Below are 19914 nucleotides of genomic sequence, written 5' to 3'. Positions count from 1 at the left end.
ACTTAGCTGAACGGGCACGCCAAGGGCCGTCCGTCCCGCTGCCGGGTGCCACGTTTCAGCGCGCTCGCCGCGCTTCGGCAACCTGACGCCGATGCAAACGGAACAGGTGCCGTTCCATGGCCATTTCCAGGCCATCGCCAAGGCGGTTGAAGCGCAGCCACAGGAAGTGGCCGCCGCTGCCATCGGCCGCTTCGGCGATCACGTCCACCGGCAGGTCGATGTTGTCGGGCAGCCAGTCGCTGGGCTGCAGGCGTACCACCCCGGCCTGGCCGGGCAGGGCGCCGCTGCGCGGGCCCAGCTGCAGGCGGATGCCGCGGCGCGACCAGCGCACCGGGCGCAGGGGCAGGTCCTGGCCCTGCTGGCGCACCAGACGGCCCAGCAACACCATGGTCAGGTCCAGCTTGGCTTCCAGGCGCTGGATCTGCAGGCTGGCTTCGCTGCGTTCGTCGTGCTCGTCCCCGCGGCTGTCTTCCACCAGCGCCAGGCTGCGCAGCAGGCCTTCGGCACTGCTGGTGCGGCCCGCCGCACTGCCGGCCTGGAACTCGGCCGGCAGGGCCAGTTCGCAGCTGAGCGTTTCATCGAACAGCTCGCTCTCGGCAGGGTGGTGCAGCGACGTGGTCGGCAGCAGGGTCATGCCAGCGATTCTGCCTTCAGGTACGCATGGGCGGCGCGAAGGGAGCGGCCCGTGTGCTTGAGGTGTGCAGCGGCTTCGTCGCGCAGGCCGATCATGCGGGCCAGCACGCGCTGCTGGTGGTCGCGCAGGGCGAGGATGGCCTCGTTGCTGGGGCGCTCGACCACCATCGACAGTGCGGCCACGGCCTGCAGGTGCTCGGCCATCAGGCGCTCGCTGGTGTCGTAGTCATCGCCCGGCAGGCTGGCGTCGAGCGTGTCCAGCGAATCGTGCAGTGATTGCAGGTTCACGGTGCCACCGCCTTGACGTGGCGCTGGTCGGCCGGAATGGCGTTCCAGGCCGAATCGATTTCGACCATCAGGCCCAGCGCTTCCTGCAGCGCAGTGGAATCGTTGTGCAGGTTGCCTTCGGTCAGGCGCATGATGACGAAGTCGTACAGCGCCGACAGGTTGCCGGCGATCTCGCCGCCGGCTTCGTGGTCGAGCGAGCCATGCAGGTGGCCGACGATCGCGCAGGCTTCGCCGATGGCCTTGCCCTTGCGTGCCTGGTCATTCTGCTGCAGCGAGGCTTCAGCGGTGCGGATGCGCTCGCATGCACCGGCCAGCAGCAGGGCCACCAGCTTGTGCGGATCTGCGTCCACGACCGAGGTGGTCACACCGACCTTGCGGTACTGCTCGGCGAACTGCCGATTGGAACCGTACATATATGGAATCTCCTGGAATGCCTGCCCATCCGCGCGGGTAGGGGCATGGGTTCGGCACGGGGTCTAACGTGTTATCGGCGCAGGTGGCGTGCTACTTGAGTGCCACCTGCACGGGAAAAGCGCATGGATCAGCCGAGCTGGTCGATCAGCGAGCCGCTGGCGGACTGCATCTGCGAGACCATCTTCTCCATCGCGGTGAACTGCTTGGTGTAGCGGTCGGATACTTTTTCCATGCTCTTGTCGAGATCGTCCAGCTGCTTTTCCAGCGCCTTGATCTGCTTGTTCAAGGTGGCCTGGCGCTGGGTGATCGTGCCGCTGGTGGTATCCAGGGTGCTCTTCATCAGCTCGGTCATCGGCTTGGCCAGCGCACCTTCGGCACCGAACAGCTTGTTGGCCGCTTCCGGGTTCTTCGACAGCGCGGTGTCCAGCTTGGCCGCATCCAGGCTCAGGGTGCCATCGGCGGCGATGGTCAGGCCCAGGTCCTTCAGATCGTTGACGTTGCTGCTCAGCTGCGTGCGCAGCTGCTGCTGCAGGCCGCGCACCATGGCATCGCCGGTCATCGTCGAGGCGGTGTTGGTTTCGGCGTTGTAGGCGCTGGAGCTCTTCAACGTCGACTGGATCGAGTTGTAGGCGGTGATGAACGCGTTGAGGTTGGTTTTCAGCGTGCTGTTGTCGGGGGCGATGGTCAGCGTCTGCGGCTCGCCTTCCTTGGCCTTGGTCAAGGTCAGGCTGACACCGGGCACCAGGTCGGTGATGGTGTTGGAGCTGCTGGTACGGGTGAAGCCATCGACCACGACCACGGCATCCTTGGCCGGCACCATCTCGCTCATCTTCGAGGCGTCGGTGCCGTCGTAGACCAGGCTGGACAGTCCGCCATTGCCGCCGCTGGCGCTGACCTTCAGCGCGCCCTTGGTGCCTGAATCGACGGCGGTGAGCACCAGGTGCTGGCCATCGTCGGCGGTGACCACCGCAGCGGTGACGCCCTTGCTCTGCGCGGCCGAGTTGATTTCCGCAGCGATCTTCTCCAGCGTCGCGCCGGCTTCGATCTCCACGTTGATGGTCTTGTCGCCGTAGGCAATCGACAGCGTACCGTCACCCACGACGGCATCCTTGGTGTAGGCCTGCGAGCTCAGCTTCTGGTTCTGCGCCAGCGATTTGACTTCCACCTGGTGGGTACCCGCCGCGGCCTTGCCGGCCGTGGTGCTGGTATCCAGCGCGGCGGTGAAGTTCGACTCGGTGGGCGTGGTCAGCTTCATGCCGGGCTTGGCCATGCCCGTCACCAGCGTCTTCAGCGCCGTCTGCAGGGTGGTCATGCCGCTCTTGATGGTGCCCAGCGCCGACAGTTTGGCGCTGGCCGCAACACCGGCCGAGTTGATCTGGTTTTCGCGGGGCTCGCGTTCCTTGGCGGTCAGCTGGGCAACCAGCGAGGGAATGTCGAGACCTGTACCAATCGTGCCGATGGCCATGCGGGGAATCCTTGTTCTTGGACGGGCCGTTCAGGTGTCCTGCACCTGCTATCGGCCGGGGATGGGCGAGCTTGAGCGTTGAAACGCTTCCCCACCCGGTGCAAGGCGCGTGCCAACCGGCCGCCGGGCACGAAGAAGGGGGCTTTCGCCCCCTTCCCGTTACTGCAAGGTACTACCGCTGGATCAGCGCAGCAGGCTCAGCACGTTCTGGCTGGACTGGTTGGCCTGGGCCAGCATGGCGGTACCGGCCTGCTGCAGGATCTGGTTGCGGGTCAGCTCGGCGGTTTCCGAAGCGTAGTCCACGTCGCGGATGCGGCTGCGGGCTGCGGACATGTTCTCCGACGAGGTGTTCAGGTTGGCAACCACCGAGGTGAAGCGGTTCTGGATGGCGCCCAGGTCGGCACGGGCCGAGTTGATCGAGTTCAGGGCTGCGTCCATCGCCAGGATGGCGTTGTCTGCACCGCCGACCGAGGAGATGTCCAGATCGGCGAAGCCGTCCTTCGCGCCGCCTGCGGAATAGTTGTTGGTCTGACCAGTGGCGAGGCCAGTCTGCTGCAGCAGAGCGGCGTTGCCAGCAGCATCGTTCGTGGTGGAGGCGACGGTGAAGTTGCCCTCCTTGCCGGTCAGCTGGACCTTGCCTTCGACCAGTGCGGCAGTGACACCCGTCTCATGGGTCTTTGCATTGACAGCGTTCACCAGCTGAGTTGCGCGATCACCGGCAGTCTTCGCACTGTCCAGGTCGATGCTCACAGCCGGGCCCAGCTTGCCGTCAACCGTACCCGTGATGGTGAAGCTGGTCTTGCTGAAGGTTGCAGTCACAGCTGCTGCGCCGTTGTCCTGTACGCCGACGAAATCTGCTTCCGCGAAGGTGCCGCCAGCGTTGAAGGTGCTGGCGACCTTCACTTCAAATGCGGTGCCGTCAGCCTTCGTGAAGGTAAGGTCGCCATCTGCGGCCTTACCGCTTACAGTGATGCCTGCGGCCTTCAGGTCTGCAGCCACCTTGTCACTGGCGATAGCGTCGTCGATCGCGGCATCATCGACGGTGACGGCGGCGGCTCCGACCTGGGTGCTCGAAAGGATTTCAACCGAGCCGACGGAGAGGGTGAACTTCTGACCGTCCGCATTGGAGACGGCTTCGGTGAATGCACCGCTTTCAGCAGAAACGTTCGGATCAGCAGCCTTTGCGCCGCCATCAGGCAGTGCACCTGCAGACGACGCCGACGTCGTTGCGCTGGTCCAGCTGCCCAGCTTGCTGATGTTGGCGTTCGCAATCTGCGAGATGTTGATCGTTTCGCCCTGGTTGGCGCCGATCTGGAAAGCCTGGTTGGTGAACTTGCCGTTCAGCAGGCTCGTGCCGTTGAAGTTGGTCTGCTCGGCGACGCGCTGGATTTCCTGCTTCAGCAGCTGGACTTCGGCGTTCAGCGCCTGGCGGTCCGAATCCGAGTTGGTGGCGCTGCGCGACTGCACGGCCAGTTCACGGACGCGCTGCAGGTTGTTGCCGATTTCACCCAGGGCGCCTTCAGCGGTCTGGGCCAGCGAGATACCGTCGTTGGCGTTGCGGGCAGCCTGGTTGGCGCCGCGGATCTGGGTGCTGAAGCGCTCGGAGATGGCCAGGCCGGCGGCATCGTCCTTGGCGCTGTTGATGCGCAGGCCCGAGGACAGGCGCTGAATGGTGGTGGCCAGGTTGGTGCCGCTGGTGCTCAGGTTGCGCTGGGCGTTCAGCGACATGGTGTTGGTGTTGATGACTTGTGCCATGGTGCGGTTTCCTTGTTGGCAGTGTGTCCGGCAGAGCAGCCTGACCGGTTTCGGGGGGCAGTGGCTGGCTTCCCCCCAAGGGGTGTGCTACCGCTGCTGAAATCAATAACGGCACTACCCCTCCGGCCTTTAGGAAAGTTTCGGTGCTTTTTTGCCGGGGCAAATGAAAAGGCCCCGCCATCTGCATGGCGGGGCCTCGGTGGAGCTCAGGGTGCGGCGTCGGTTACGACTGCAGCAGGCGCAGCACGTTCTGCGGCACCTGGTTGGCCTGGGCCAGCATGGCCGTGCCGGCCTGCTGCAGGATCTGGCCACGGGTCAGCTCGGCGGTTTCCTGCGCGTAATCCACGTCGCGGATGCGGCTGCGGGCGGCCGACAGGTTTTCCGAGTTGGTGTTCAGGTTGGCGATGGTCGAGGTGAAGCGGTTCTGGATCGCACCCAGGTCGGCGCGCGCCGAGTTGATCGACTGCAGCGCAGCATCCATGGCCAGGATGGCGTTGTCAGCGTTGGCCTGGTTGGAGATGTCCAGCTCGGCAAAGCCGGTCTGAGCGACACCGGCGGCGTAGTTGGTGGTGGCGCCGGCGGTCAGGCCGGTCTGCTGTGCCAGTGCAGCCTCAGCAGCGGTCTGGTCAGTGCCGATCGCGCCGACGGTGAAGTTCGCATCCTTCGACGTCAGCTGCAGTGCTCCGTCCACCAGCGACGCGGTTACGCCGGTTTCGTGGGTCTTCGAATTGATGGCGTTGACCATCTGTGTGGCGCGTTCCGCGGCGGTCTTGGCGCTGTCCAGATCAATGGTCACTGCCTGGCCCGTGGCGCCGTCCACGGTACCGGTGATCGTGAAGCTGGTCTTGCCGAAGACTGCTGGCTCTGCTTCGATACCATTGGTGACCGCAGCTGCAAACGCGCCGTTGGCGAAGCCGCCGCCGGCCTGGGTGATGGTGAAGTTGCTGCCGTCTGCGCGGCTGAACTGAATATCGCCATCTACCACGGTGCCAGTTACAGTAAAGCCTGCTTCCTTGAGCTGTTGCGTCTTCCCATCGATTGCCGCCTGCATGTCGGCGACCGACACCGCATCACCCGCCGGGCGGTCCAGGATCGAGATGGTACCGACGGTCAGGTTGTATGCAACAGTGCCGCCTGCGGCCACAGGCGCGAAGGTGCCGGATTCCTCAGAGGTGGAAGGCTTCGCCTTGACCGCACCACCATCCGGTGTCACGCCCAGTGCCGATGCATTCGTCGAGGCACTCGTCCAGCTGCCCAGCTTGTGCACGTTCGCATTGGCGATCTGCGAAATGTTGATGGTCTGGCCCTGGTCGGCGCCGATCTGGAACGCCTGGTTGGTGAAGCTGCCATCCAGCAGGCTGGTGCCGTTGAAGTTGGTCTGTTCGGCGACGCGCTGGATTTCCTGCTTCAGCAGCTGCACTTCGGCGTTCAGCGCCTGGCGGTCCGATGCGGAGTTGGTGGCGCTGCGGGCCTGCACGGCCAGTTCGCGGATGCGCTGCAGGTTGTTGCCCACTTCACCCAGTGCGCCTTCGGCGGTCTGGGCCAGCGAGATGCCGTCGTTGGCGTTGCGCGCGGCCTGGTTGATGCCACGGATCTGCGTGGTGAAACGCTCGGAAATGGCCAGGCCGGCGGCATCGTCCTTGGCGCTGTTGATGCGCAGGCCCGAGGACAGGCGCTGGATCGAGGTGGCCAGCGAGCTGCTGCTGGTGGTCAGGTTGCGCTGAGCGTTCAGCGACATGGTGTTGGTGTTGATGATCTGTGCCATGGTGCTTCTCCGTGGTTGCTCGGTTCGTTTCGGTGAGGAAAGGCGCGGGACGCGCCGTGCTGGAAGTCAGGTGGAACGGGAAGGGGTCAGCCGATCCTGTTGAACAGGGACATCGCCTGCATCTGGCTGAAGATGGTCTGGGCGGCTTGAAGGGCAGCGTTCTCCAGCTTGTATTGGCCGATCGCATCGGCGTAGTCGAGATCGCGCATCGTCGAGAGCGTGCTCTTGACGGTGACGGCAGTGGCTTCGCGGGCGCTGGCCGCGGTATCGATGGCGGCCAGCTGCGCACCGCCCTTGGCACGGGCATCGATCATCGTTTCCGAGGCCCGGTTGAGGTCGCGGATACTCGACTGCAGGGTGTTCTGCAGTGCCGTGCGCTGGCTTTCAGTGGACGGGTCGGTTTCCAGTGCCGCGACCAGGCTGTCCAGGGTGGAGAAGATGTCGCGGGTACCCGCGTCGCTGATGTTGAATTCGTCCCCGGCCGCCGGCGCGCCTTCGATGCGCATGCTGACGCCGGCCACGACAATGTCTTCGCCGGGCTTGTGGGTGCCGCTGCCCACCACCGTGCCGCTGCCGTCCACGACCTCGTAGGCCCCTTCGGCGGTGCCGGTGAAGCGCACGTTGAGCGTGCCGCCGGCCCAGCTGCCGCTGCCATCGCGGCTGATGGAGGTGAGCAGGCCGCTGCCACTGTTACCGGCGGCAGCGCTGGCATCCACGCGGCCATCGCCGGTCGGGATGCGCATGAAGATCTCGCTGCCGGGCAGGGCATCGGACACCAGCTGGCCGGGTGCGACCTCCACCTGGCGCTGGTTCTGGTCGCCGTTGTAGGTGACCGTGCCGCCGGACAGCTTGAACGGCGCATCGGCGTCGTTGCTGCCGCCGAACAGGTAGCGGCCGCTGCCGTCGCGGGAGTTGGCCAGCGACAGCAGGCTGTCCTGGATGGTCTTCAGTTCGCTGACGATGGCCTTGAGGTCACTGGACTTGGGCACCGGGCTGTTGGCCTGGATGCTCAGTTCAACGGCGCGCGACATCAGTTCATTGACCTGCGCCAGCGCGTTTTCCTGCAGGCCAAGACGGTTCTGCACGCTGTTGGCGTTCTTGCCGAGCTGCTCGAGGCCGGCCACGACGCGGTCCAGTCCAACGGCGGTGCCGGCACCGACCGGATCGTCCTTGGCCGAGCTGATCTTGCTGCCGGTGGCGATCTGCTGCTCGAGGTGGCTGATCTTGGACTGCTTGGCCAGCATCAGCGATACCGACTGGTTGAACATCATCCCGGTGGAAATGCGGCTGCTCATCGGCGGATTGCTCCCAGGATGGTCTGGAACATGTTGTCGGCGGTGGAGATCAGCTGCGAGGCGGCCTGGTAGGCCTGTTGCAGGCGCAGCATGTCGGCGGCTTCTTCATCCAGGTTCACGCCGGAAATCTCGTCGCGTGCGGACTGCGCCTTGTCCGAGATGACCTGCTGCGCATCGAGCGAATACTCGGCCGAGCGTGCGGCGGCGCCGACCTGGGTGGTCAGGCCACCGAGCGCGCCGTTGAGGGTGACCGTGCCAGCGTTGAATGCCTTGGCATCCTCGACCTTGGCCAGCAGCGCGGCGTTGCTGTTGTCGGACGAGCCTGCCGGGGTAGGGGTGATGTTGAAGGTGTCGCCGGTCTTGGGCGCGCCATCCAGCACGAAGCTCCAGCCGTTGGCGCTGATGGTCTGGCCGGGCGTATAGGTCTGCGGCGCCCCGCCATTGATGGTGTAGGTCGTGGCCGAGGTGAACACGATCGCGGCAGGGTCGCGCAGGTTGGCGTTGCCGACGTCGGTCACCGCAACGCCGGTCAGCTTGCCGGTACCGGTGTTGGCCAGTGCTGCCGTGCCCTTCACGGCGGCGGCGGCCGCGATGCGCGAGGGATCGGTGATGGCCGTTTCCAGGCTGCCGGCCACGCCGGCGGTCGGCTGCAGCAGGAACCGGTCGTTGGTGGCCGGCGTGCCGCTCACCACCAGTTCGACGCCGTTGATCACCAGCGGATCGGTGGCGCTGCCGGTGCCGGTCAGGGCAACGCTGGCGCCGGTGTCGGCGCGGCTGGCCTGCCACTGCGTGCCGTCGAACTTGAGCACGATGTTCTGTGCATCCAGCTTGGACAGGTCGCCATAGGTCGCCGTGATGCTGCCGGTGCCGGCGTTGCTGGTGTTGGGGGTGACGCGCGGGTTGCCGATGTTGAAGAAGTCACCACCCATCTGGCCATACAGGTCCACGCCCTGGCGGTGGGCCTGGTTGAAGCTCTCTGCCAGGCCGACCGCGAGCTTGCCCAGTTCGGCCTGGGCCGGGGTCAGCACGGTGTCGCGGAACTCGAGCATGCCGCCGATCTTGCCGCCCACGGCCTTCGGGTCCAGGGTGATCGTGCCGCCCTGGGTCTGCAGGGCGAGCTGCAGGCGCTCGGGCTGGTAGGGGTCGGTCACCGTGGTGACCTTGGAGGCCGTCGTGCCCACCACCAGCGCATTGCCGCCAGCGGTGTAGACGTTCATCACGCCGCCATCCTGCACGACCGCGGTGCCGCCGGTGTAGCCGACCAGCTGCGAGATCAGCTGGTCGCGGCGGTCCAGCAGGTCCGGCGCGGCGTCGGTCACGTTGCTGCCGATGGCACCGTTGATCTGGGCGATTTCCTGGGCCAGCCGGTTGATTTCGGTGGCACCGGCGATGAGCCCGTTGTTGACCTCGCTGCTGAGGTTGTTCATCTGCGTGTTGAGCTGGCCGAAGCGGCTGGCCAGGGCCTTGCCGCCATCGAGCAGGCTCTGCCGGTCGGCCGTGCCTGCGGCATTGGACGACAGGCCGCTGACGGCATCGAAGAAGTTGGACCAGGAGCCGGCGACGTTCGTGGCCGAGTCGGAGAACAGGGCGTTGACCCGGTCGGCCATGGTCGACAGCTGCTTCAGGCGCGCGAGTTCGCCGCTGCTGTCGAGCAGCCGCGAGATCGCCAGCTGGTCTGCAGCGCGGCGGATGTCGGTGATCCGGGTGCCGCTGCCCACCTCGCCAAACCCATAGTTCTGCGGATCGGCGGTGGCGAAGTCGACCTTCTGCCGGCTGTAGCCGGGCGTGTTGATGTTGGCGACGTTATGGCTGGTGGTCGCCAACGCACGCTGGAAGGCGAGCAGGGCACTGGTACCGGTGGAAAGGACGCTGGACATGGGGTTCCTCAACGACGGGTGATACCCAGCGCCGCTGTCGCGGTGCTGGCGAAGGTCTGGCCAAGGCGCGTGCCGGCGTCGGTCACGGCGGCCACGGCGCGCTCGATGGTCGGGCCACCGGCGATTGCGGCGATCTTGGCCGCGTAGCGCGGATCGGTGGCGTAGCCGGCGCGCTGCAGGCCGCGGGCGAAGCCCTGCACGTCGGTGCCGGCCTGCAGTGCCTGCTGGTAGCGCGGGCTGGTCTTCAGCAGGCGCACGTAGTCGGCGAAGCTCTCGGCGGGCGTGCTGTAGGCGCGGAAGCTGGCCGTTTCGTTACGGCGCACGCCATCGACATACTCGTGGGTGCCGGCGACGGCGCTCTGGCCCTTCCAGCCGGTGGCCTTGATGCCGAACAGGTTGTGCGAGGTGCTGCCATCGGCGTGCTTGATCTGGCGCTTGCCCCAGCCGGTTTCCAGCGCGGCCTGGGCCACCAGGGCGCGGGCATCGACGCCCAGCTCCTTGGCCGCGCTCTGTGCGTGGCCCCAGATGCTGGCTACGAATCCTTCCGGCGTGTTCGCGCCCAGCTGGGCCACGGCGGTGCGGGTGGCCAGGGCATCGGCTGGCGTGCCCATGCTGCCGCGGTTGCTGGCGGTGGCCGCCCACTGGTCGTTGCTGGCCGCCCAATCGTCGCCGGCGATGCTGCTGGCGTACGGATCGCTGGTGCCCAGCGAACGGTGCATGCTGCTGCTGTCGCGGCCGGCAATCAGGTCCAGCGCCTGCTCCATCGGTGCCAGAGCGGGGCTGGTCGCGGCCTGCGCGCCGTCCTGGGCGCCTGCCGCCATCTGCTGCAGCATGCGCACGGCCTGGCTGGCATCGTCCAGCGACAGCGAGGGCGCCGCCTTGGCCGGTGCATTGAGCTGGTAGGCGCGGCTGGCCTTGGCCGGGTCCACGCGGGTATCCAGCGCCGGGCCGTCGGCCTGCTGGCCGGACAGCTGGCGGCTGATGATGGACGACAGGCCCAGGCCTTTGCCCCGGGTCATCGCCTCGGCGATCTTCTGGTCGTACATCTCCCGGAACATCTTGTTTTCACCGGGGAACAGCGAATCACCGAAGCTGGCATCACGCATGCTCTTGACCAGCATCTGCGCGAACTGGCCTTCCAGCTGGCGCGCGACCTTGTCGATCTTGGCCGGGTCGGTCTGCTGTGCAGGATTCAGGTCGAAGGCGGGATTGATGCGCATGTCAGATCACCTCGAGTTCGGCGCTCAGCGCACCGGCCTGCTTCAGTGCTTCCAGGATCGCGATCAGGTCGCCCGGGGCAGCGCCCACGGCGTTCACGGCATGCACGATTTCATCCAGCGTGGTACCGCCGTTGAACTTGAACATGCGGCTGCCATCGTTGGTGGCCGTCACCGTCGACTGCGGGGTGACCACGGTCTGCCCGCCACCGAAGGCATTGGGCTGGCTGACGTTGGCGTTCTCCTGGATGGTCACCGTCAGCGAGCCATGCGAGATCGCGGCCGGGCCGACGCGCACCTGCTGGCCGATGACCACAGTGCCGGTACGCGAGTTGACCACCACCTTGGCCGGCGCGCTGCCCGGGGTCAGTTCCAGGTTTTCGATGCGGGCCAGCAGGCCGATCCGCGCACCCGGGTCGGTCGGTGCGGCCACGGCCACGGTTACGCCATCGACGGCACGCGCAGCGCCCTCGCCGAAGGCGTTGTTGAGCGCAGCGACCATGCGCGAGACCGTGGTGAAATCGTTCTGGTGCAGGTTCAGGGTGATGTCGCCGCCGTTGGCCAGCGGATCGGGCAGGGCGCGTTCGACGGTGGCGCCGTTGGGAATGCGGCCCACGCTGGGCACGTTCACCGAGACGCGCGAACCATCCTTGCCCTGTGCGCCGAAGCCGCCGACGATCAGGTTGCCCTGGGCGATGGCATAGATCTGCCCATCGGCGCCGCGCAGCGGGGCCATCAGCAGCGAACCACCGCGCAGCGACACCGCGTTGCCGATGGAGGACACGGTGATGTCGATCGGCTGGCCCGGCTTGGCAAACGGCGGCAGCTCGGCGTGGATCGCCACGGCGGCCACGTTCTTCAGCTGCGGGTTGACGTTGGCCGGCACGTTCACGCCCAGCTCGCCGAGCAGGTTCTTCAGGCTCTGCACGGTGAAGGGCGCCTGGCTGGTGCGGTCACCGCTGCCATCCAGGCCCACCACCAGGCCGTAGCCCACCAGTGCATTGCCACGCACGCCGCCCACCTGGGCGAGGTCCTTGATGCGCTCGGCGCTGGCCGGGAAAGCAACGGCGAGCACCAGGAACAGCGATCCGTAGAGCGACGCCGCGCGTCGCTGCAGGAAATATCGGAATGAAATCTTCATGGCCATACTCAGAACGGCGTCAGGCCGGAATTGAAGAAGCGGCTCAGCCAGCCCATCGCGTTGGACTGCGCGACCGGGCCGCGGCCGCCGTAGACGATGCGGGCTTCCGCCACGCGGCTGGAGGGAATGCTGTTGTCCGGCGCGATGTCGCCCGGGCGCACGATGCCCTGCACCTGCACCAGTTCGTCGCCCTGGTTCAGGCGCAGGTTCTTCTGCCCCTGCACCACCAGGTTGCCGTTGGGCAGGCGCTGCACCACGGTCACTGTCACGCTGCCCTGCAGGCGGTTGCTCTGCGCGCTGTTGCCCTTGCCGGTGAAATCACGCTTGCCCGACGCAGTGGCGCTGAGCACGTCCTTGCCACCCAGGGTCACCGGCGCACCGAAGATCGACGGCGTGCCGATGCTCAGGTTCGATTCCTTGTTGGTGGCGGTGTTGGCGCTGGTCGTGGCGGTGGTGTTCTCAAGCAGCGTGATGGTCAGCAGGTCGCCGACATCGCGTGCGCGGCGGTCCGAGTACAGCTGCAGCGTGGGGCCGGCGGCGTAGATCGCGCCCGCGGTCGGTGCGGCCTGCGGCGGCATGATCGGCTGGATCGGCGCCATGGCGGGGTACGGGCGCACGTCGCCGGCGATCACGCAGCCGCCAAGCAGGGCGGCCACGGCGCAGGGCAGGGCGATTCGGGCAAGGGTGGAGAAGGACGACATGGCGGTATCCCGTTGGCGACGGTCAGACGTTCTGGTTCAGGTAGCCGAGCATCGCGTCGGTGGTCGAAATGGCCTTGGCGTTCATTTCGTAGGCGCGCTGCGTTTCGATCATCGAAACCAGTTCTTCCACCACGTTGACGTTGCTGCCTTCCAGCGCACCCTGCACCACGTTGCCCAGGCCGTTCAGGCCGGGGTTGCCGTTCTGCGCCGGGCCGGAGGCAGTGGTTTCCAGGAACAGGTTTTCGCCGCGGGCCTGCAGGCCGGCCGGATTGACGAAGTCGGTCAGGGTCAGCGCGCCGATTTCCACGGTGGCGGCGTCGTCGGCCATCTTCACGCTGATGGTGCCGTCGCTGCCGATGGTCACCGACTGCGCGCCTTCGGGAATCTGGATGCCCGGCTGCACCGGGTAGCCGCTGTTGGTGACCAGCTCGCTGTCCTGGTTGATCTTGAATGAGCCGTCACGGGTGTAGGCCGAGCTGCCATCGGGCATCTGCACTTCGAAGAAGCCGCGACCATTGACCATCACGTCCAGTGCGCGGCCGGTCTGCTGCTGGCTGCCCTGTTCGAAATTCTTGGCGGTGGCCACCACGCGCACGCCGGTACCGATCTGCAGGCCGGTCGGCAGCTGCGTCTGCGCCGACGATGCGCCGCCAGGCTGGCGCACCTGCTGGTACAGCAGATCCTCGAAACTGGCGCGGTCCTGCTTGAAGCCGGTGGTGTTGGTGTTGGCGAGGTTGTTGGAAACCACCGACATGCGCATCTGCTGCGCATCCAGTCCGGTTTTCGCGATCCACAGTGCCTGGTTCATCTTCGAAGTCCTGTCTGGGTGAAGCCGGCCGCGCGGTGCGGCCCTTGGGTGAAGTAGTGCAAGCGGCGTGCCAGCAACGGCGCGTGCCGGTGCCGGAATTCCGTCAGCCGCCCAAGCGCAGCAGACTGTTGGCGCTGCGTGCGTTCTCGTCGCCGTGCTTGATCACCTTCACCTGCATTTCGTACTGGCGCTGCAGCTGGATCATCTGCACCAGCGCGCCGGCGGCATCGACGTTGCTGCCTTCCAGCTGGCCGCTGTGCACCGTCGGTCCCTGTGCCTGCGCGAACGGCTGCTGCGGGTCGGTGTTGGCGAACAGGCCGTCAAGGCGGCGCTCCAGGCGTTCGTCGGCGGCCTGCACGATTTTGATGCGGCCGATCATCGCCATCGTCTGCGGGCCTTCGCCCTGCGGGATGATCGAGATCGTGCCGTCGTTGCCCACTTCCATCGCCTGGTAGGGCGGGATGGCGATCGGGTTGTTGTTGTCGTCCAGCACCGGATGACCGCTGGAGGTCACCAGCTGGCCGTTCGGGGTGACCGACAGCGCGGCGCCACGGGTGTAGGCCTCGCTGCCGTCGGTGGCCTGCACGGCCAGCCAGGTGCCGGTCTGCAGCGACAGGTCCAGCGGCTTGCCGGTGATGTGCTGCGCGCCGGCGGTGCGGTTGAAACCGGCGTCGACGTGCAGCGCATCCACCCGCGAGGCAAAGCCCTGGCCACGGATCGGGAAGGCTTCGGTGTTGGCCAGCGCTTCCTTGAAGCCGGGGGTGTCCGAGTTGGCGAGGTTGTGGCTGAGCGTTCCCTGTGCCTGCAGGGAGGCGCGGGCGCCGGTCATCGCAACGTAAAGGGCTTTATCCATGGGGGGCGTTCCGTGACAGGTTCAGCAGGTCATCAACGGATGTTGATGACGGTCTGGGTGATCTGGTCCTGCGTGGTGATCATCTGCGCGTTGGCCTGGAAGTTGCGCTGCGCGGTGATCATGTTCACCAGCTGCTCGGTCAGGTCCACGGTCGATGCTTCCAGTGCGCCGGCCTGGATCTTGCCGAGGTTGGAGCTGTCAGGCGCGGCAGTGCGCGGGGTACCCGACTCGAAGGTCTCAACCCACAGGTTGTTGCCCTTCTGCGCCAGGCCCTGGGTGTTGTTGAAGCTGGTCAGTGCCACCTGGCCCAGCGGCTTGTCATCGCCATTGGAGTAGCGCGCGTAGACCACGCCGCTGTCGGACACGGTGATCTCGTTGAGCTTGCCGGCCGCATAGCCGTCCTGCTGCGTGTTGCGCAGAGCGAACTTCTCGCCGTACTGGGTCGAACCGCTGATATCCAGCGTCATGTTCAGTTCGCCCGCGCCGGTCGTGGGGGTGAACGTGCCGAGGCTGATCTTGGCATCGGCCGGGGTGGTGAGCTTGCCGCTGTTGTCGAATGCGATCGCGGTCGGAGTACCGGCCGGTTCGCCATCGACGTAGTTGTGCACGGTCCAGCCGTTGGTCGCGGCGTCCTTGACGAAGTAGGACACCTGGATGTGGCTCACGCCCAGCGAGTCATAGACGGTGATGCCGCCGCTGGACTGGTTGTAGCTGTTGGAATCGGTCGGATCGAAATCGGCGACCGTCGGCTGCTTGGCGTTGGCGGGCAGGGTGAAGCCCACCTTCACTTCGCTGGTCTGCTTGGGCGGGCTGTCGGTGGTCAGCAGCTGCAGGTCGACCAGGCGGCCGGCGTCGAAGCTGGTGCCATCGGCATTGGGTGCGAAGACCTGCAGGCGTGCGCCCTGCGGGTTGACCACGTAACCGGCCGAGTCGGTCTGGAAGTTGCCGGCGCGCGAATAGACGCGTGCGCCGTTCATGTTCATGGTGAAGAAGCCCTCACCGGAAATGGCCATGTCCAGGCTGCGGCCGGTCTGGTCGTTGTTGCCCTGGATGAACTGCTGGGCCACGTTGGTGACGCGCGCGCCCGAGCCGGTCTGGTTGTTGGACAGGCCGTAGCTGGTGGCAGCGAACAGATCGGCGAATTCCGCGCGCGACTGCTTGAAGCCGACCGTGTTGACGTTGGCAACGTTGTTGGCGGTGACGCTCAGGTCGGTATTGGCGGCGTTGATGCCGGACAGCGAGACGTTGAAGCCCATGGGATTGCTCCTGGTAGATGCGGGGGTGCGGCTCAGCTGACGCGGAGCACGTAATCGATCGGGGCCGTGCCCAGGCCCTTGAGGTTCAGGTACAGGCCGTCGGAGCCGACGGTCACGCTTTCCACCGGTGCCTGCACGTAGGTGGACAGCTTGGTGCTGGTGCCTGCGGTGTCGACGTGGTTGGCGACGATGGAGTACTTGCCCGGCGCCATGCGGTTGCCGTTGGCGTCCTTGCCGTCCCACTTGAACGCCACTTCGCCGGCGGCAGCGGCTTCGACACTGATCGAGGTGACCTTGCTGCCGTTGGCATCGGTGACATCGACGGTGACGATGCCGGCGGCGGGTGCTGCAACGGTGCCGCTGACATCACCTTCCGCTTCCAGCACCAGCTTTTCCGAGGGCACCAGCACTTCATGGCCGACCAGTGCCGCGCCACGCAGCACCTGGTCGCTGGCCATCGATTCCTGGAAGCCCTTCACCGAGGTGTTGAGGTCGGTGATGCCCTGCACGGTGGACATCTGCGCCATCTGCGCGACCATCTGCGTGTTGTCCATCGGCTTCAACGGATCCTGGTGCTGCAGCTGCTCGGTCATCAGGCGAAGGAAGTCGGCCTGGTCGAGCGTGTTCTTCTTCTTGGTGCTGTTGCTGTTGGGGGCGTTCAGGCCGAGGGCGGCGTAGACGTCCTGGTTGGTCTGGGTGGTGACGGTGGTCATGCGGTAATCCTCGCGGGCGCGCCTCAGCGGCCCATGGTCAGGGTGGCCAAGGCCAGTTCCTTGGCGGTGGTCAACATCTCCACGCCGGCCTGGTAATTGCGCGAGGTCGAGATCAGGTTGACCATCTGCGCCACCGGATCGACGTCGGGCTGGTAGATGTAGCCATCGGCGTCGGCCAGCGGATGGCCGGGCTCGTAGCGCTTGATCGGCGCGGCATCGCTCTGGGTGATTTCCTTGACCTTGACCGAGGTGATGTTCGGATCGGTCTTGCTGGTCACGGCCTGGAAGATCGGCTCCAGCGGCTTGTAGACCGCGTCGGCCGAGCCGGCGATGCTGTCGGCGTTGGACAGATTGGAGGCGATGGTGCTCATGCGCACCGACTGCGCCTGCAGTGCGGAGCCGGCGATGTCGAAGATCGGCAGGTTGCTCATGGCTTACTGCCCCGTGATCGCGGTGAGCATGGAACGGACCTTGCTCTCGACGAAGCTGAGCGAGGCACGGTATTCCAGCGCGGCGCGGCCATAGGCGGCGCGCTCGGCATCGGGGTCGACGGTGTTGCCGTCAAGGCTGGGCTGTACGCCTTCGCGGGCCACCTGGAACGGGTTCAGGCCACTACTGATCTCGTAGTGCCGTTCGCTCGTGGTGGTCATCAGGCCGTTGGCATCCAGGCCCTGCGCGTTGCGCAGGGCGGCGTCGAAGTCCAGGTCCTGGGCCTTGTAGCCGGGGGTATCGGCGTTGCCAAGGTTGCTGGCGATCAGCTTCATCCGCTGTTCGCGCAACGGCATGGCCTGGGCATGCACGCCCAGGTAGTCGGTAATCAGGTTGCGCACGGTGCACTCCCACGGGAACGATGCCCGGGAAGCTGCAAGCGGTGTGCCAAAGCGTGAGCGCCGCCGGGCATGGCCCGGCGCTACCCATGGGGTGCGGGAGGTCCCGGTAGCGCCGGGCCATGCCCGGCGGAGGCGCGTGGGGCGGCCTTACGCCGCCATCGCCACCTTGCGCAGGCGGTCCAGCACGAAGTCGGCCAGCTCGTGCGGCGAGTACTTGGCCACGAAGGCATTGGCGCCGACGCGCTCCACCATCGCATTGTTGAATACGCCTGACAGGGAGGTGTGCAGCAGCACATACAGCCCGGACAGGCCGGCGTGGCGCCGGATTTCCGTCGTCAGCGTGTAGCCGTCCATCGCCGGCATCTCGATGTCCGAGATCACCATGGCGTAGCGGTCGGCCGGGTTCTCACCCGAGGCGTGGATCTGCAGCAGGTGGTCCAGCGCCTGCTTGCCATCGGATAGCAGGGTGGCGCCGACCCCCAGCTGGTCCAGCACGCTGCGGATTTGCTGGCGGGCGACGCGGGAGTCGTCCACCACCAGCACCTGCAGCTGCGGGGCGTCGGCCGGCATGGCCATGGTCGGGTCCAGCACGGCCTCGCCACGGATCTGGGCGATGTCGGCCAGCACGCTTTCCACGTCGATCACCTGGATCAGCTCGCCCTGGAAGCGGGTCACCGCGGTCAGGTAGCTCGATTCGGCGCCCAGCTCCGGCGGCGGGTGGATGTCCTCCACCGCGATGTTGACGATGCGCTCGACCCCGCTCACCAGGAACCCCTGGATGGAGCGGTTGAACTCGGTCACCACCAGGTAGCCGGGGGCGGTGTCCGCGTCCGGCTCACGCTCGGGGTGGCCGATGGCCAGGCCCAGGTCCAGCACCGGCACCGAACGGCCACGCACATCGGCCACGCCGGCGAACTGGCCGGGCAGCCCGGGTACCTGGAACAGCTCCGGGCGGCGCAGGACTTCCTGCACCTTGAAGACATTGACGCCAAAAAGCTGACGTCCGCCGAGACGGAACAGCAGCAGCGCCAGGCGATTGTGGCCGGCCAGTCGGGTCCGCTGGTCGATCCGGTTGAGCAGGTCATGGGACATGGCTGCTGTATCGGCGCAGGGGCGGCCGAACTTGAGGGCGCTCTGTCGGTTGCGATGCATCTTGTAGGGTCGACCGTTGGTCGACCGCTCGATTGGTAGGGTCGACTGTTAGTCGGCCGCTCGATTGGTAGGGTCGACTGTTAGTCGGCCGCTCGATTGGTAGGGTCGACTGTTAGTCGACCGCTGTACAAGGGCAGAGCTCTGGCACGCCGCTTGCACGCACCCGGCCAGGTCTTTCCGAGCAGGAGGCGCCATGCGCCGGATCACATCTCTATTGGGCATTGCACTGGCGCTCGCCTCGCCGTGGGCGGCCGCTGCCGATTGGCAGCCGGTGGCCAGCATCCGCACGGCGGCGCTGTCGACCCTGGCGGCCGGCAGCGAGGGCGAGGCCGTGGTGGCCGACGCGCTGCGCCTGCCGCGCTGCGGCTCCGCCCTGCAGGTGCAGCCCACCGCCAACACCACGGTGGAGGTCAGCTGCCCCGATGCCGGGGGCTGGCGCCTGTTCGTGCCGGTGAAGGTGCGCCACAACCAGGCGGTGCTGGTGCTCACCCGTGGCATTGCCACTGGAGAAACCCTGGCAGCGGCCGATATCAGTACTGCCCAGCGTGACGCAGCCCGGATCGCCGGCGCCGTATTGTCCGATCCCGCAAGCGCTGTCGGTCGTATCGCCCGCAGGCCGCTGCAGGCCGGAAGCCTGCTGTCGGCCAACGACCTGGTCACCGAGCGTCTCATCAAGCGAGGAGATAACGTGGCCCTGGTGTCCCGGCGCGGCTCGGTCGAGGTGCGCATCGCGGGCCGGGCGATGGGCGATGCAGGCGAGAACGAGCGCGTTTCCGTTGAAAACCTGTCCTCCCGCCGCATCGTGCAGGGGACAGTGGACGCCCATGGTGACGTAATCGTGGCGCGTTGAAAAAGTAAGAGATTTCCCTAAAGATCACGGCCCTGCGGTCGTTATCCCTTGTGAACGGCAACTCCAGGACACCCCATGAGCCAGAAAATCGACGGCAACCTGCAGGTCCCCCAGGCACTGCGCAGCGTGACGACCCCGGCCACCAAGCCGGGCGTCAGCGGTGATGCACCGGCCCGCCCGGTGGAGGCCGCTGACAGCCTGCGCCTGACCGGCGAGGCGACCAACCTGCAGGCGCTCGAGCGTGAGCTGAGCACCGCCCCGGCCATCGACACCCAGCGTGTCGCCGCCGTGCGCGAGTCGCTGCAGAACGGCAGCTACAAGATCAATCCGGACGCGATTGCATCGCGCATGCTTGAACTGGACCAGCAGCTGCAGGGATGACCGCGGCGATGAGTGAACATCTTCAGCGACTTGCCCAGGCCCTGGATGTCGAACACCAGGCCCTGGTCGAGCACGATGTGCACGCGCTGATCCGCGCTACCGGCGCCAAGCTGGAGGCGTTGCGTGCCTTGGATTCGACCCCGCCGCTGGGCGAGGCCGAGCAGCTGCAGGCACTGGCCGAGCGCAACCGCGCCAATGGCGTGCTGCTGTCGCGCCGCCGCCGCGAGGTGGACTGGGCGCTGCGCCAGCTCGGTCGCACCGAGGCATCGTCTTCGTACGACGCCAAGGGCCAGGCGCACACGGTCAACGCACGCCGGCCACTCGCCGTCGCCTGACCGGCCCGGGGCGCATCCCGGCAGTAGATCCACGCCATGCGTGGATGCAGTCGGTGCGCCACGGGGATCAGACCTCCGCCGGCCATGGCCCGGCGCTACGGATACCCCGGTAGTAGATCCACGCCATGCGTGGATGCAGTCAGTGCGCCACGGGGATCAGACCTCCGCCGGCCATGGCCCGGCGC

General features: G+C 66.4%; 21 protein-coding genes. 3 read left to right on the top strand and 18 right to left on the bottom strand.

Annotation, left to right across the window (positions count from 1 at the left end; all coding sequences use genetic code 11):
• Positions 1-55: 55 nt before the first annotated feature.
• From QMZ26_RS01080 to QMZ26_RS00995, 18 genes are all read right to left on the bottom strand, one after another.
• Complete coding sequence (locus tag QMZ26_RS01080; protein ID WP_079221829.1) at positions 56-634, bottom strand: PilZ domain-containing protein; 579 nt, start codon at positions 632-634, stop codon at positions 56-58.
• Positions 631-921, bottom strand: a complete 291-nt coding sequence (locus QMZ26_RS01075; protein WP_079221830.1) for a hypothetical protein — start codon at positions 919-921, stop codon at positions 631-633. The genes QMZ26_RS01080 and QMZ26_RS01075 overlap by 4 nt, the downstream gene beginning before the upstream one ends.
• On the bottom strand, positions 918-1334 hold the full coding sequence (gene fliS / locus QMZ26_RS01070) for a flagellar export chaperone FliS (RefSeq protein WP_079221831.1): 417 nt from the start codon (positions 1332-1334) through the stop codon (positions 918-920). The genes QMZ26_RS01075 and fliS overlap by 4 nt, the downstream gene beginning before the upstream one ends.
• 128 nt (positions 1335-1462) lie before the next feature.
• Entirely contained in the window at positions 1463-2800 is a 1338-nt protein-coding gene (gene fliD, locus QMZ26_RS01065) for a flagellar filament capping protein FliD (RefSeq protein WP_079221832.1), read from the bottom strand.
• Between the two features lie 183 nt (positions 2801-2983).
• Positions 2984-4555 (bottom strand): flagellin, encoded by a 1572-nt coding sequence (locus tag QMZ26_RS01060; protein ID WP_283220293.1) that lies wholly within the window; start codon positions 4553-4555, stop codon positions 2984-2986.
• A 223-nt stretch (positions 4556-4778) separates the two neighbouring features.
• Positions 4779-6320, bottom strand: a complete 1542-nt coding sequence (locus tag QMZ26_RS01055) for a flagellin (protein WP_283220292.1) — start codon at positions 6318-6320, stop codon at positions 4779-4781.
• An 86-nt stretch (positions 6321-6406) separates the two neighbouring features.
• Positions 6407-7615: a flagellar hook-associated protein FlgL gene (gene flgL, locus QMZ26_RS01050; RefSeq protein WP_283220291.1), complete on the bottom strand. Its 1209-nt coding sequence runs from the start codon at positions 7613-7615 to the stop codon at positions 6407-6409.
• On the bottom strand, positions 7612-9492 hold the full coding sequence (flgK, locus tag QMZ26_RS01045) for a flagellar hook-associated protein FlgK (protein ID WP_283220290.1): 1881 nt from the start codon (positions 9490-9492) through the stop codon (positions 7612-7614). The genes flgL and flgK overlap by 4 nt, the downstream gene beginning before the upstream one ends.
• Before the next feature lie 8 nt (positions 9493-9500).
• Positions 9501-10712, bottom strand: coding sequence for a flagellar assembly peptidoglycan hydrolase FlgJ (gene flgJ / locus QMZ26_RS01040; protein ID WP_283220289.1), 1212 nt, complete (start codon positions 10710-10712; stop codon positions 9501-9503).
• Between the two features lies 1 nt (position 10713).
• Positions 10714-11856, bottom strand: a complete 1143-nt coding sequence (locus QMZ26_RS01035) for a flagellar basal body P-ring protein FlgI (RefSeq protein WP_254051575.1) — start codon at positions 11854-11856, stop codon at positions 10714-10716.
• Between the two features lie 2 nt (positions 11857-11858).
• On the bottom strand, positions 11859-12551 hold the full coding sequence (flgH, locus tag QMZ26_RS01030; RefSeq protein WP_079221838.1) for a flagellar basal body L-ring protein FlgH: 693 nt from the start codon (positions 12549-12551) through the stop codon (positions 11859-11861).
• Between the two features lie 22 nt (positions 12552-12573).
• Positions 12574-13359: a flagellar basal-body rod protein FlgG gene (flgG, locus tag QMZ26_RS01025; RefSeq protein WP_079221839.1), complete on the bottom strand. Its 786-nt coding sequence runs from the start codon at positions 13357-13359 to the stop codon at positions 12574-12576.
• A 103-nt stretch (positions 13360-13462) separates the two neighbouring features.
• Positions 13463-14212, bottom strand: coding sequence for a flagellar basal body rod protein FlgF (locus QMZ26_RS01020; RefSeq protein ID WP_200733796.1), 750 nt, complete (start codon positions 14210-14212; stop codon positions 13463-13465).
• A gap of 32 nt (positions 14213-14244) precedes the next feature.
• Positions 14245-15468: a flagellar hook protein FlgE gene (gene flgE, locus QMZ26_RS01015; RefSeq protein WP_079221841.1), complete on the bottom strand. Its 1224-nt coding sequence runs from the start codon at positions 15466-15468 to the stop codon at positions 14245-14247.
• A 32-nt stretch (positions 15469-15500) separates the two neighbouring features.
• Positions 15501-16181 carry a flagellar hook capping FlgD N-terminal domain-containing protein gene (locus QMZ26_RS01010; RefSeq protein ID WP_108746655.1) on the bottom strand — a complete coding sequence of 227 codons (681 nt, stop codon included), beginning with the start codon at positions 16179-16181 and terminating at the stop codon, positions 15501-15503.
• A gap of 23 nt (positions 16182-16204) precedes the next feature.
• Positions 16205-16612, bottom strand: a complete 408-nt coding sequence (flgC, locus tag QMZ26_RS01005; RefSeq protein WP_079221843.1) for a flagellar basal body rod protein FlgC — start codon at positions 16610-16612, stop codon at positions 16205-16207.
• Between the two features lie 3 nt (positions 16613-16615).
• Complete coding sequence (gene flgB / locus QMZ26_RS01000; protein WP_079221844.1) at positions 16616-17011, bottom strand: flagellar basal body rod protein FlgB; 396 nt, start codon at positions 17009-17011, stop codon at positions 16616-16618.
• A 147-nt stretch (positions 17012-17158) separates the two neighbouring features.
• Positions 17159-18103 (bottom strand): chemotaxis protein, encoded by a 945-nt coding sequence (locus QMZ26_RS00995; RefSeq protein WP_079221845.1) that lies wholly within the window; start codon positions 18101-18103, stop codon positions 17159-17161.
• 253 nt (positions 18104-18356) lie between these two features.
• Here QMZ26_RS00995 and flgA point away from each other — a divergent pair, with 253 nt between their 5' ends.
• From flgA to QMZ26_RS00980, 3 genes are all read left to right on the top strand, one after another.
• Positions 18357-19013 carry a flagellar basal body P-ring formation chaperone FlgA gene (gene flgA / locus QMZ26_RS00990; RefSeq protein ID WP_283220288.1) on the top strand — a complete coding sequence of 219 codons (657 nt, stop codon included), beginning with the start codon at positions 18357-18359 and terminating at the stop codon, positions 19011-19013.
• 75 nt (positions 19014-19088) lie between these two features.
• Positions 19089-19394, top strand: a complete 306-nt coding sequence (flgM, locus tag QMZ26_RS00985) for a flagellar biosynthesis anti-sigma factor FlgM (RefSeq protein WP_079221847.1) — start codon at positions 19089-19091, stop codon at positions 19392-19394.
• On the top strand, positions 19391-19729 hold the full coding sequence (locus QMZ26_RS00980) for a flagellar protein FlgN (RefSeq protein ID WP_079221848.1): 339 nt from the start codon (positions 19391-19393) through the stop codon (positions 19727-19729). The genes flgM and QMZ26_RS00980 overlap by 4 nt, the downstream gene beginning before the upstream one ends.
• Positions 19730-19914 lie beyond the last annotated feature (185 nt).

The organism is Stenotrophomonas sp. PFBMAA-4 (genome assembly GCF_030053215.1).
Lineage (GTDB): Bacteria > Pseudomonadota > Gammaproteobacteria > Xanthomonadales > Xanthomonadaceae > Stenotrophomonas.
Note: the sequence above shows the minus strand (reverse complement) of the source record. Positions and strands in the feature narration are given on the sequence as shown.

Coding starts and splice junctions, on each gene's coding strand:
- flgK (WP_283220290.1), bottom strand. CDS start 9,492: ATGTCCAGCGTCCTTTCCACCGGTACCAGTGCCCTGCTCGCCTTCCAG.
- flgJ (WP_283220289.1), bottom strand. CDS start 10,712: ATGCGCATCAATCCCGCCTTCGACCTGAATCCTGCACAGCAGACCGAC.
- flgG (WP_079221839.1), bottom strand. CDS start 13,359: ATGAACCAGGCACTGTGGATCGCGAAAACCGGACTGGATGCGCAGCAG.
- QMZ26_RS01035 (WP_254051575.1), bottom strand. CDS start 11,856: ATGGCCATGAAGATTTCATTCCGATATTTCCTGCAGCGACGCGCGGCG.
- flgH (WP_079221838.1), bottom strand. CDS start 12,551: ATGTCGTCCTTCTCCACCCTTGCCCGAATCGCCCTGCCCTGCGCCGTG.
- QMZ26_RS01055 (WP_283220292.1), bottom strand. CDS start 6,320: ATGGCACAGATCATCAACACCAACACCATGTCGCTGAACGCTCAGCGC.
- QMZ26_RS01080 (WP_079221829.1), bottom strand. CDS start 634: ATGACCCTGCTGCCGACCACGTCGCTGCACCACCCTGCCGAGAGCGAG.
- QMZ26_RS01060 (WP_283220293.1), bottom strand. CDS start 4,555: ATGGCACAAGTCATCAACACCAACACCATGTCGCTGAACGCCCAGCGC.
- fliS (WP_079221831.1), bottom strand. CDS start 1,334: ATGTACGGTTCCAATCGGCAGTTCGCCGAGCAGTACCGCAAGGTCGGT.
- flgM (WP_079221847.1), top strand. CDS start 19,089: ATGAGCCAGAAAATCGACGGCAACCTGCAGGTCCCCCAGGCACTGCGC.
- flgA (WP_283220288.1), top strand. CDS start 18,357: ATGCGCCGGATCACATCTCTATTGGGCATTGCACTGGCGCTCGCCTCG.
- fliD (WP_079221832.1), bottom strand. CDS start 2,800: ATGGCCATCGGCACGATTGGTACAGGTCTCGACATTCCCTCGCTGGTT.
- flgE (WP_079221841.1), bottom strand. CDS start 15,468: ATGGGCTTCAACGTCTCGCTGTCCGGCATCAACGCCGCCAATACCGAC.
- QMZ26_RS01010 (WP_108746655.1), bottom strand. CDS start 16,181: ATGACCACCGTCACCACCCAGACCAACCAGGACGTCTACGCCGCCCTC.
- flgC (WP_079221843.1), bottom strand. CDS start 16,612: ATGAGCAACCTGCCGATCTTCGACATCGCCGGCTCCGCACTGCAGGCG.
- QMZ26_RS00980 (WP_079221848.1), top strand. CDS start 19,391: ATGACCGCGGCGATGAGTGAACATCTTCAGCGACTTGCCCAGGCCCTG.
- flgL (WP_283220291.1), bottom strand. CDS start 7,615: ATGAGCAGCCGCATTTCCACCGGGATGATGTTCAACCAGTCGGTATCG.
- QMZ26_RS00995 (WP_079221845.1), bottom strand. CDS start 18,103: ATGTCCCATGACCTGCTCAACCGGATCGACCAGCGGACCCGACTGGCC.
- QMZ26_RS01020 (WP_200733796.1), bottom strand. CDS start 14,212: ATGGATAAAGCCCTTTACGTTGCGATGACCGGCGCCCGCGCCTCCCTG.